This is a genomic window from Streptomyces sp. NPDC058964 (genome assembly GCF_042741275.1).
Lineage (GTDB): Bacteria > Actinomycetota > Actinomycetes > Streptomycetales > Streptomycetaceae > Streptomyces.
Genome location: NZ_JBHYKH010000007.1, coordinates 2,321 through 10,192 on the forward strand (window position 1 = coordinate 2,321; position 7,872 = coordinate 10,192).

Consider the following 7,872-nt stretch of genomic DNA (forward strand, 5'->3'; position numbering starts at 1 on the left):
GAGACCCCGCCCCGCCGCCCCCCCCCGCCCCCCCCCCCCGCCCCCCCGGCCCTCCCGGGAGGAATCGGTCAGGAGTCGCAGGTGATCAGCCGGACAGCCGGCGCCGAGACCAACTGGGTGTGGAGGTGGCCGGGGACGCGGACGTTGATGAAGCCGCCCTCGACCGCGAAGTCGGCATCCTCGACGCGGCCGGCCGGACGGCCGTCGGCGTCGGTGAGGGTGTAGCCGGACACGAGCTCGATCGAGCCCTTGCGCCATTCGCGGTTCATGCGGACACCTCCGGGAAGTCCAGGTCCGGCTGGGCCAGGTGGTTGAAGTAGTTGGACAGCGTGTTGAGTGCGATGTGGGCGACGATCTCGGCCAGTTCGGCATCGGTCACCCCGGCCCGGCGGGCGTCGGCCAGTGCGGTGTCCTCGACGCGGCCCCCGGTACGCATGACCTCCTGGGCGATCCTCAGCACGGCGTCGGCGTGCGGGTCCGTGTCGTCGGCGCCCTCGCGGGTGCGGACCAGTTCCCTGTCGGTCAGACCCAGCTTCCGGCCCCGGAGGGTGTGGGCACTGACGCAGTACGTGCAGTGGTTCTCCTGGGCGGTCAGCAGCGCGAGCTGCTCGCGGAGGCGGGCGGACAGGACGCCGCGGCCGAGGTGGTCGCGCAGGGCCAGGTATCCGGTCAGTGCCGCCGGGCCGTTGGCCATCGCCGCGTAGAGGTTGGGCAGTCGGCCGAGTTGGCGCCGGGTCTGGTCGAGAAGCCCCGAAGGGTCGTCGGCGAGCTGTGGCATGCGTGGCATTGAGTCCCCCAGATGGTACCGATCGGTTCCGTCTTCTGGGGGTGAGACGGTACTGATCGGTACCATAATTGTCAAGATCGAGGTAGCCTGGGCCCATGGCCACCCACGCACGCGAACGCCTCCTCGACGCCGCCGAGGAACTCTTCTACGCCGAGGGCATCCGCGCCGTCGGAGTCGAACGCATCCTGGCCGAGTCCGGAGTCGGCCGGGCCTCCTTCTACCGGCACTTCGCCAGCAAGGACGACCTGGTCGTGGCCGTCCTGCAGCGACGCGACCAGGCCTGGCGCGCCTGGCTGGCCGAACGCGTGGAGGCTTTCGGCGGAAAGCCCCTGGACGTCTTCGACGCACTGGCCGAGCGCTTCGCCGGCGCCGACTTCCGCGGCTGCGCCTTCATCAACACCATGGCCGAGACCGCCGACACCGGCAGCGCGGCCTACCGGGTCGCGGCCGAGCACAAGGAGCGCGTCACCGCCTACGTCGCCGCCCTGCTCGCCGAGCGCGGTCACACCCAACCCGAGGCGCTCGCGCGGCAGTTCGTCCTCCTCATGGACGGCGCGATCGTCACCGCGCTGCGGGAACGCACCACGGCTCCCGCCGAGGAGGCGCGCGCGGTGGCGGCGGCGGTGCTGGGCGACTGCCGCGAGTGACGCCGGACTTACGTCGATCGCGCTGTCGGTCCCCCGGCCGTCATCCGGCCATGCTGTACACCTCCCTGCTCACGGTGCTGGTGGCGCGCACGACCGTCAAGGACGCGGAGCCGCTGCCCCGGCAGAGTGTGCCGCCGCGCGCCGCGCGCCGCCCGCCTGGCCGCGAGCGCCGGGACCGCGGGGATCGCACTGTCGCTGGTGCCCCCTTCGTGCCAGTCGGTGGCGGGCTCGATCCAGACCTCGTTCGGCGGCGGCGGGCCGCTGTCCGGGCCCGGCGACCTGCTGCGCCAGTGACTGCTGCTCGGCGCCTGGACGGGCCCGTCGAACACACCGCTCGGCGACCGGCTGACACTGCGGCCGGCCGGGGGCTGTGCCGCTGACGCCGGCTCCCGGTAGGACAAGGACGTGGTGGTGAGGGTCCTGGTCGAGTCGCGCCTGTCCCGCGCCTGGTAACAGGTGTTACCCTCAGGGCATGGCGAAGACACAGCTGGGTGCGCGGGTCGATCCCGAGATCGCGGAACTCGCCCGGGCGCGCGCCAAGGACCGTGGCATGAGCGTCGGTGACTACATCGCCGCGCTCGTACAGGACGACGCCGGCGGGCTGCGGCAGCGCGGCCTCGATGCCGCACGCCGCTTCCTCGACGAACACCGGGCCGTCTTCGACGAGGCCGAGGACGCCGACCGTTCCGCCCCGGGAGCACACGCCGCGTAATGGACCTGCATATCGACGTCCCCTGGATCCTGCAGGTCACGGAACTCGCGGGCGCGGGCGATCCGGCCCCCGACGACTACGGCGTACCGGTCGCCGCCGTGGCCGCTCACAAGGCGGAGCTGCTCGATCAGCCCGTATACGACGGCCCGTACGCCCGTGCCGCCGCCCTGATCCACATCCTCGGCCGCTGCCGTTGGCTGGAGCGATCCAACATGGCCGTGGCCGCGGCGACGGGCGTGATGTACCTCGAGGCCTCGGGCATCCCCGTCAAGCCCACCCGAGAGGACGCCGTGGCCCTGCGCGACCTGTTGCGGGACCCCGCCTGCACGGCCGCCGGTATCGCCGCCCTCCTGCGGGCCTGGCCCCAAGCCACCTGAGCCCAGGGCGTCATGGGGCGATCGGACCGGCTGCCGTCTCCTTGAAGCCGCAGGCCTCGAAGCAGGACGAACGCAGGTGTTCCTCGAAGCCGACGTGGAGCCATGCGCACTGCGCGGCACGGGCTTCGTGGGCCGCGGTTGCGACCGGCGCGGCGCCGGCACCTCTCGACCGGCGATGCGGTGCGACCACTGTGTCCAGGAAGACTGTGCCGCTCAAGCCGCTCAAGCCGCTCTCGCCAGTCGGCCCGAGCGACCGGGTGACCGGCACGGCAGCATGGCCTACTGGATGTTGAGACGGACGGGGTGGGAGTCGTCCAACGGGCACATGAACACCCGGAGTTCGCCGAAACGGCCCACGTTGAGCTTCGGGGCGCCTCCGCTGTCCATGGTGAGGTGCAGGCGCATCCGCGCGCCGCAGGAGCAGTCGATCGGGACGAGGTCGGTGAGGTGCCAACTCGGCCAGCCGCCGGCTTTCCACCCGGAGAGGCAGCCGAAGGTACGGGCGTACTCGAGGTCCAGATCTTCGGCCCAGGCGTCGGCCGTCTCGACGAGGTCCTCGGGGAGTTCGTCCTGGTCGGGCAGGTCGACGACGTCGACCGGGTCGAGGACGCAGGGGTGGGGGAGGTAGCCGTTCTTCAGCTCCTGCGGACGGGGCGGGTCCAGGATCTCGGCGACCCCGGCCGCGGACCGGAACCGGACCTCGACGTTCGGACCCCAGTATCTGGGCTGGCCGGGGGGTTCGGAGTGGTCGTCGGGGCACCACAACAGCTGCAGCAGGTCCGAGCCGGCGGGAAAGTGCAGACCGGGGACGTCCCGGGAGAACAACTGGAGCACCGCAACCATGGGGGACGGCGTGGCGTGCGGCTCCGAGACCGTCCGGATCCGCTCCCAGGTGATCATGTCGAGCGCGCCGGCACCGTCCATGATGCGTCTTTGCGTCTGCGCGTCCTCCTCGGTGATTTCGTACGCGCCACCGCGCGCCGCCCGGCGCTCCTTCATCCTGCGGTCCATCTCCTGCCACAGCTCCTGGTCGCGCTCTGACAGCTTTTCCCGCTTGTGGACCAGGTGCGGCGCCCGGCACACGGGCCATTGCTCGTCCGACGGCCACAGAAGCGGGCCGCCGACGGAGCTTTCGTACGGGCCCGGGGTACCGGCGGACGGGCGGAGCAGCGTCGCGGGGCGGGCATGCTCGGCGAAGGCCGGGACATGCTCGATCAGCGTCCGGGGCGAATACGTCCCGCCGACTTCGGGATTCACGGCCGAATTCCTCTGTTCCGGGCCGAGGCGGAGGGGCCCCGGCGAGGTGAAGGCGCGCAGGTGCGCCCGCACGGGCTTGTCGCGGTCGAACCCTATGCCGCAGCGCCGTCGGGTTTTCACCCGGATGGCCCACGGCCGTGCCGGTCCGGAGTGCTGTGTTCCCCCGTTCGGCGCAAGCTGGAAGCGGATCCGTTGCCGTTGCCGTTCCCGTGATCACTGTCGTGCCGGGAGGCGTCATGGTCGTCGTGGTGGGCCTGCTCGTGCCGGTGATGCTCCTGGCCGTGATATTCGGATTGAGCTTCTACGAGGATCTCCTGTTCCCCCCGCCTGGGCCCCGTTCCGAGGCGGAAGCGCCAGACCTTGACGGCCCCGGTGTGTGAATGCCGGAGAAGAGCGCTCGACGGTGCCCGCGGCTATCGGGCGAATCGGGCGATCCGCGGTGACGGGCCGCCCCCTCTCGCGATCGCCTGGCATCACCTGACGTCGGGTGGCGCCTAGTGGCGCCGGGTGGCATCACCTGGTGCCACCTGGTGCCACTCAGGTGTCATCCCGGGGTCATGGGGGCGTCGTGTGAGCGCGCATGGCGCCAAGATGGGGCAAGCCGTCCCGCCGTCTTTACCCAGGTCGGGACCGGTGTTCGTCCTATGCGCCCCTTGCGAGGCGCCAAGCGGGCTTGCGCTTGGCGCCATTGTGGTGCCACCATGGCGTCATGGACCTCACTCCGTATGTCGACACCCTGCGGCGCGAACTCGCGGTGGCCGCGGAAGCCGGCGGGGAAGACGCCCGCGAGCTGGCCGAGCGACTCACCGCTCCGCTGGAGTCGGCGACCCGTCTGACCATGCTCAACGTGCTCTCCGCCGCGATGGACGAGATCACCCGCGAGCTCGCCCCCGGCTCGGTCGACGTACGGCTGCGCGGTCTGGACCCCGACTTCGTGGTGACGCCGCCGCCCGCCTACGGCGGCCCCGCGGAAGCGGCCGCCGCGCCCGTCGAACCGCTCAAGGCGCAGGTGCCCGCCGAAGGCGACGAGGGCGGCACCGCCCGCGTCAATCTGCGCCTGCCGGCCCACCTCAAGGCGCGCGCCGAGGAGGCCGCGAGCCGCGAGGGCCTGTCGGTCAACGCGTGGCTGGTGCGGGCCGTGTCGGCCGCGGTCGACGGCGGTACGCGACCGCCTGCGACGGAGCGGACCCGCACCGTCGGACAGAGCTTCACGGGCTGGGTGCGCTAGCCGCGCCCGCCCCCAGCACCGCACCGCACCCACACCGCGTCCCACCTGCGGGGACGGCCCAAGGACTCATGAGGACGGTACAGCCATGCCTTCTTTCGAAACTCCCGAACCGATTGCGGTTACCGCCTATGTGTACGCCGGTTCCATCCGGTTCGCCACGGCTGACCGCCTCGACACCGTCGTCGAGGTGCGTCCCCGCGACCCGAAGAAGGACCTGGACGTACGGACGGCCGGCCAGACCGAGGTCGCCTTCGCGCGCGGCATTCTGACCGTTACCACGCCCAAGGCCAATCTGCTCGGGCGCGGCGGCACCGTCGACGTGACGGTGGAACTGCCCACGGGCTCGCGCGTCGACATGACCGGCGCCGGGGCCAATGTGCTCGGCGAGGGCCGGCTCGGCGAGGTCCGTGTGAAGACCTCGGCCGGCGACGTCCGTCTCGACACCACCGGCCCGCTGAAGCTGACCGCTTCGCACGGCTCGATCACCGTGGACCGGGTCGAGGGCATGGCGGAGATCACCAGTAGCACCGGCAATGTGCGTGTCGGCACGGTCGACGGCCCCGCCGTCCTGAAGAACTCGCACGGCACCACGGCCGTCGGCGCGGTGACCGGCGAGCTGCGGGTGAGCGGCGCCAACGGCGGCATCGACATCGCGCGTGCCGAGGCGTCGGTCACCGGCACCACGACCAACGGCCCCCTCCGAGTCGCCGAAGTCGCCCGGGGCGACGTCCAGTTGGAGACCTCCAACGGCTCCATCGAGGTCGGCATCCGCGAGGGCACCGCCGCCTGGCTCGACGTCCGTTCCAACCGCGGACAGGTCCGCAACACGCTCGCCGCGGCCGAGGCCCCGGAGCAGACCGAGGACACCGTCAAGGTCCGCGCACGGACCAACTGGGGCAACATCGACATCCTCCGCGCCAAAGCCTGAGCGCCCTCACGCTTCCCGCACCACCTTCATCTCCTCCTACCCCCAGTCACTTCAGCCTTCGAACGGGAGGACCCCGTGCCTTCATCTGTCATGCCCACGCCCAGACGGGGGGACGGTCCGCGGACGCCCGCCGCCGTCTCCGTCATCGGTCTGCGCAAGACCTACGGCGACAAGACCGTGCTCGACGGCATCGATCTGCGTATCCCGGCCGGTTCCGTGTTCGCACTGCTCGGGCCCAACGGCGCCGGCAAGACCACCACCGTGCAGATCCTGTCCACGCTCATCGCCGCCGACGGCGGCCGGGCCCAGGTGGCCGGGCACGACGTCGCCACCTCGCCCGACGGCGTACGCGCCGCGATCGGCGTCACCGGCCAGTTCGCCGCGCTCGACGACCTGCTCACCGCCGAGGAGAACCTGCTCCTCATGGCCGACCTGCTGCGCCTGGGCAAGCGTGAAGGGCGCTTCCGCGCCAAGGAGTTGCTGGAGAGGTTCGACATCGCGGACGTCGCGCACAAGCGGGCCGCGACCTTCTCCGGCGGTATGCGGCGCCGCCTCGACATCGCCATGACGCTGGTCGGCGATCCGCAGGTGATCTTCCTGGACGAGCCGACGACCGGGCTCGATCCACGCAGCCGCCGCACCATGTGGGACACGGTGCGCTCGCTGGTCGCGGGCGGCACCACCGTCTTCCTCACCACCCAGTACCTGGAGGAGGCCGACCAGTTGGCCGACCGGATCGCCGTGCTCGACGGCGGCCGGATCGTCGCCGAGGGCACGGCCGACGAGCTCAAGGCACGGATCCCCGGCAGCCACGTACGGCTGCGGTTCACCGACTCCGCCGAGTACGAGCGCGGAGCCTGTGCCTTCCCCGGGGCGGCCCGGGACGACGAGAACCTCGCCCTGCGGGTGGCGGGCGACGGTGGCCTCGACGCGCTGCGCGCCCTGCTCGACCGGCTCGACGCCGCCGGCATCCGGGCCGCCGACTTCTCCGTGCACACCCCCGACCTCGACGACGTGTTCCTCGCCCTGACCGGCGACAGCACCGCCGCCTCCCCACTTCACGTCAAGGAGACCCTGCGATGAGCACGCTCACCTACGCCGTGCACGACTCGACGACGATGCTGCGGCGCAACCTCAAGCACGCCATCCGCTACCCGTCCGTGGGGCTCGGCAGCGCCCTGACGCCGATCCTGATGCTGTTGCTGTTCGTGTACGCCTTCGGAGACGCGATCGGCGCCGGCATGGGCGGCGGCCGGGACGCGTACCTCAACTACCTCACCCCCGGCATCATCGTCATGGGGGTGGCCGCCGGTTCGATGTCGACCTCGATCGCGGTCTGCTCCGACATGACCGAGGGCATCATCAACCGCTTCCGCACCATGAACATCACGCGCTCGTCGTTCATGACGGGCCATGTCATCGGCAGCGTCATCCAGACGATGGTGTGCATGGTCCTGGTCGTGGGTGTCGCCCTGGCGGTCGGCTTCCGCTCCGGGGCGAGCGCGCTGGAGTGGCTCGCCGCGGCCGGTCTCCTCGCGGCCATCGCGTTCGCGGTCACCTGGCTGTCGGTGGCGCTCGGCCTGATCTCCAAGACCGTGGAGTCGGCGAGCAACAAGCCGCTGCTGATCCAGTTCCTGCCGTTCCTCGGCTCCGCGTTCGTGCCGGCCGACTCGATGTCGCCGGGCCTGCGCTGGTTCGCCGGGAACCAGCCCTTCACGCCGATGACCGAGACCCTGCGCGGTCTGCTCTCCGGCTCGGAGATCGGTGACAACGGCTGGATCTCGCTCACCTGGTGCGCCGGCATCGCCCTGGTCGGCTACGTCTGGTCGCGCTCGCTGTTCAACAGCACCACCAAGCGCTGAGAGGCCGGGGGGGGGGGGGGCGCGCGCGCGCCCCCGCCCCGCCCCCCCCGCGCGGGGGGAGCGGCGAGCGGCCA

11 protein-coding genes are annotated in these 7,872 nt (G+C 71.4%); 8 read left to right on the plus strand and 3 right to left on the minus strand.

Annotated features, from left to right (window positions below; all coding sequences use genetic code 11):
- Nucleotides 1-68: 68 nt before the first annotated feature.
- Nucleotides 69-269 (minus strand): hypothetical protein, encoded by a 201-nt coding sequence (locus ACFW2E_RS01635; protein WP_384459681.1) that lies wholly within the window; start codon nucleotides 267-269, stop codon nucleotides 69-71.
- A complete protein-coding gene (locus ACFW2E_RS01640; protein WP_384459684.1) occupies nucleotides 266-778 on the minus strand; it encodes a carboxymuconolactone decarboxylase family protein in 513 nt (170 codons plus the stop codon). The genes ACFW2E_RS01635 and ACFW2E_RS01640 overlap by 4 nt, the downstream gene beginning before the upstream one ends.
- Before the next feature lie 104 nt (nucleotides 779-882).
- Between ACFW2E_RS01640 and ACFW2E_RS01645 the strand changes: the two genes are divergently transcribed.
- The 3 genes from ACFW2E_RS01645 (at nucleotide 883) to ACFW2E_RS01655 (ending at nucleotide 2,523) form a co-directional block, all read left to right on the plus strand.
- Nucleotides 883-1,434, plus strand: coding sequence for a TetR/AcrR family transcriptional regulator (locus ACFW2E_RS01645; RefSeq protein WP_384459687.1), 552 nt, complete (start codon nucleotides 883-885; stop codon nucleotides 1,432-1,434).
- Between the two features lie 472 nt (nucleotides 1,435-1,906).
- The gene (locus tag ACFW2E_RS01650; protein ID WP_384459690.1) at nucleotides 1,907-2,146 is read left to right on the plus strand and encodes a hypothetical protein; all 240 of its coding nucleotides are present in this window, start codon (nucleotides 1,907-1,909) and stop codon (nucleotides 2,144-2,146) included.
- Entirely contained in the window at nucleotides 2,146-2,523 is a 378-nt protein-coding gene (locus tag ACFW2E_RS01655; protein WP_384459693.1) for a fic family toxin-antitoxin system, toxin component, read from the plus strand. The genes ACFW2E_RS01650 and ACFW2E_RS01655 overlap by 1 nt, the downstream gene beginning before the upstream one ends.
- Before the next feature lie 279 nt (nucleotides 2,524-2,802).
- Here ACFW2E_RS01655 and ACFW2E_RS01660 read toward each other — a convergent pair whose 3' ends face one another.
- Nucleotides 2,803-3,780: a hypothetical protein gene (locus ACFW2E_RS01660; protein WP_384459696.1), complete on the minus strand. Its 978-nt coding sequence runs from the start codon at nucleotides 3,778-3,780 to the stop codon at nucleotides 2,803-2,805.
- A gap of 209 nt (nucleotides 3,781-3,989) precedes the next feature.
- On the opposite strand from ACFW2E_RS01660, the gene ACFW2E_RS01665 reads away from it, so the two are divergent.
- The 5 genes from ACFW2E_RS01665 to ACFW2E_RS01685 all read left to right on the plus strand — a co-directional run bounded on the left by ACFW2E_RS01665 (nucleotide 3,990) and on the right by ACFW2E_RS01685 (nucleotide 7,798).
- Nucleotides 3,990-4,160 carry a hypothetical protein gene (locus ACFW2E_RS01665; RefSeq protein WP_384459699.1) on the plus strand — a complete coding sequence of 57 codons (171 nt, stop codon included), beginning with the start codon at nucleotides 3,990-3,992 and terminating at the stop codon, nucleotides 4,158-4,160.
- Between the two features lie 329 nt (nucleotides 4,161-4,489).
- Nucleotides 4,490-5,008 carry a toxin-antitoxin system HicB family antitoxin gene (locus ACFW2E_RS01670; RefSeq protein ID WP_384459701.1) on the plus strand — a complete coding sequence of 173 codons (519 nt, stop codon included), beginning with the start codon at nucleotides 4,490-4,492 and terminating at the stop codon, nucleotides 5,006-5,008.
- 85 nt (nucleotides 5,009-5,093) lie between these two features.
- Nucleotides 5,094-5,936 (plus strand): DUF4097 domain-containing protein, encoded by an 843-nt coding sequence (locus ACFW2E_RS01675; RefSeq protein ID WP_384459704.1) that lies wholly within the window; start codon nucleotides 5,094-5,096, stop codon nucleotides 5,934-5,936.
- Nucleotides 5,937-6,026: 90 nt separating this feature from the next.
- Nucleotides 6,027-7,019, plus strand: a complete 993-nt coding sequence (locus ACFW2E_RS01680) for an ATP-binding cassette domain-containing protein (protein ID WP_384459707.1) — start codon at nucleotides 6,027-6,029, stop codon at nucleotides 7,017-7,019.
- Nucleotides 7,016-7,798, plus strand: coding sequence for an ABC transporter permease (locus ACFW2E_RS01685; protein ID WP_384459710.1), 783 nt, complete (start codon nucleotides 7,016-7,018; stop codon nucleotides 7,796-7,798). The genes ACFW2E_RS01680 and ACFW2E_RS01685 overlap by 4 nt, the downstream gene beginning before the upstream one ends.
- Nucleotides 7,799-7,872 lie beyond the last annotated feature (74 nt).

Excerpts from the sequence above, each read along its gene's own strand:
- ACFW2E_RS01635 (WP_384459681.1), bottom strand. The coding sequence starts at position 269 with ATGAACCGCGAATGGCGCAAGGGCTCGATCGAGCTCGTGTCCGGCTAC.
- ACFW2E_RS01640 (WP_384459684.1), bottom strand. The coding sequence starts at position 778 with ATGCCACAGCTCGCCGACGACCCTTCGGGGCTTCTCGACCAGACCCGG.
- ACFW2E_RS01645 (WP_384459687.1), top strand. The coding sequence starts at position 883 with ATGGCCACCCACGCACGCGAACGCCTCCTCGACGCCGCCGAGGAACTC.
- ACFW2E_RS01650 (WP_384459690.1), top strand. The coding sequence starts at position 1,907 with ATGGCGAAGACACAGCTGGGTGCGCGGGTCGATCCCGAGATCGCGGAA.
- ACFW2E_RS01655 (WP_384459693.1), top strand. The coding sequence starts at position 2,146 with ATGGACCTGCATATCGACGTCCCCTGGATCCTGCAGGTCACGGAACTC.
- ACFW2E_RS01670 (WP_384459701.1), top strand. The coding sequence starts at position 4,490 with ATGGACCTCACTCCGTATGTCGACACCCTGCGGCGCGAACTCGCGGTG.
- ACFW2E_RS01675 (WP_384459704.1), top strand. The coding sequence starts at position 5,094 with ATGCCTTCTTTCGAAACTCCCGAACCGATTGCGGTTACCGCCTATGTG.
- ACFW2E_RS01680 (WP_384459707.1), top strand. The coding sequence starts at position 6,027 with ATGCCCACGCCCAGACGGGGGGACGGTCCGCGGACGCCCGCCGCCGTC.
- ACFW2E_RS01685 (WP_384459710.1), top strand. The coding sequence starts at position 7,016 with ATGAGCACGCTCACCTACGCCGTGCACGACTCGACGACGATGCTGCGG.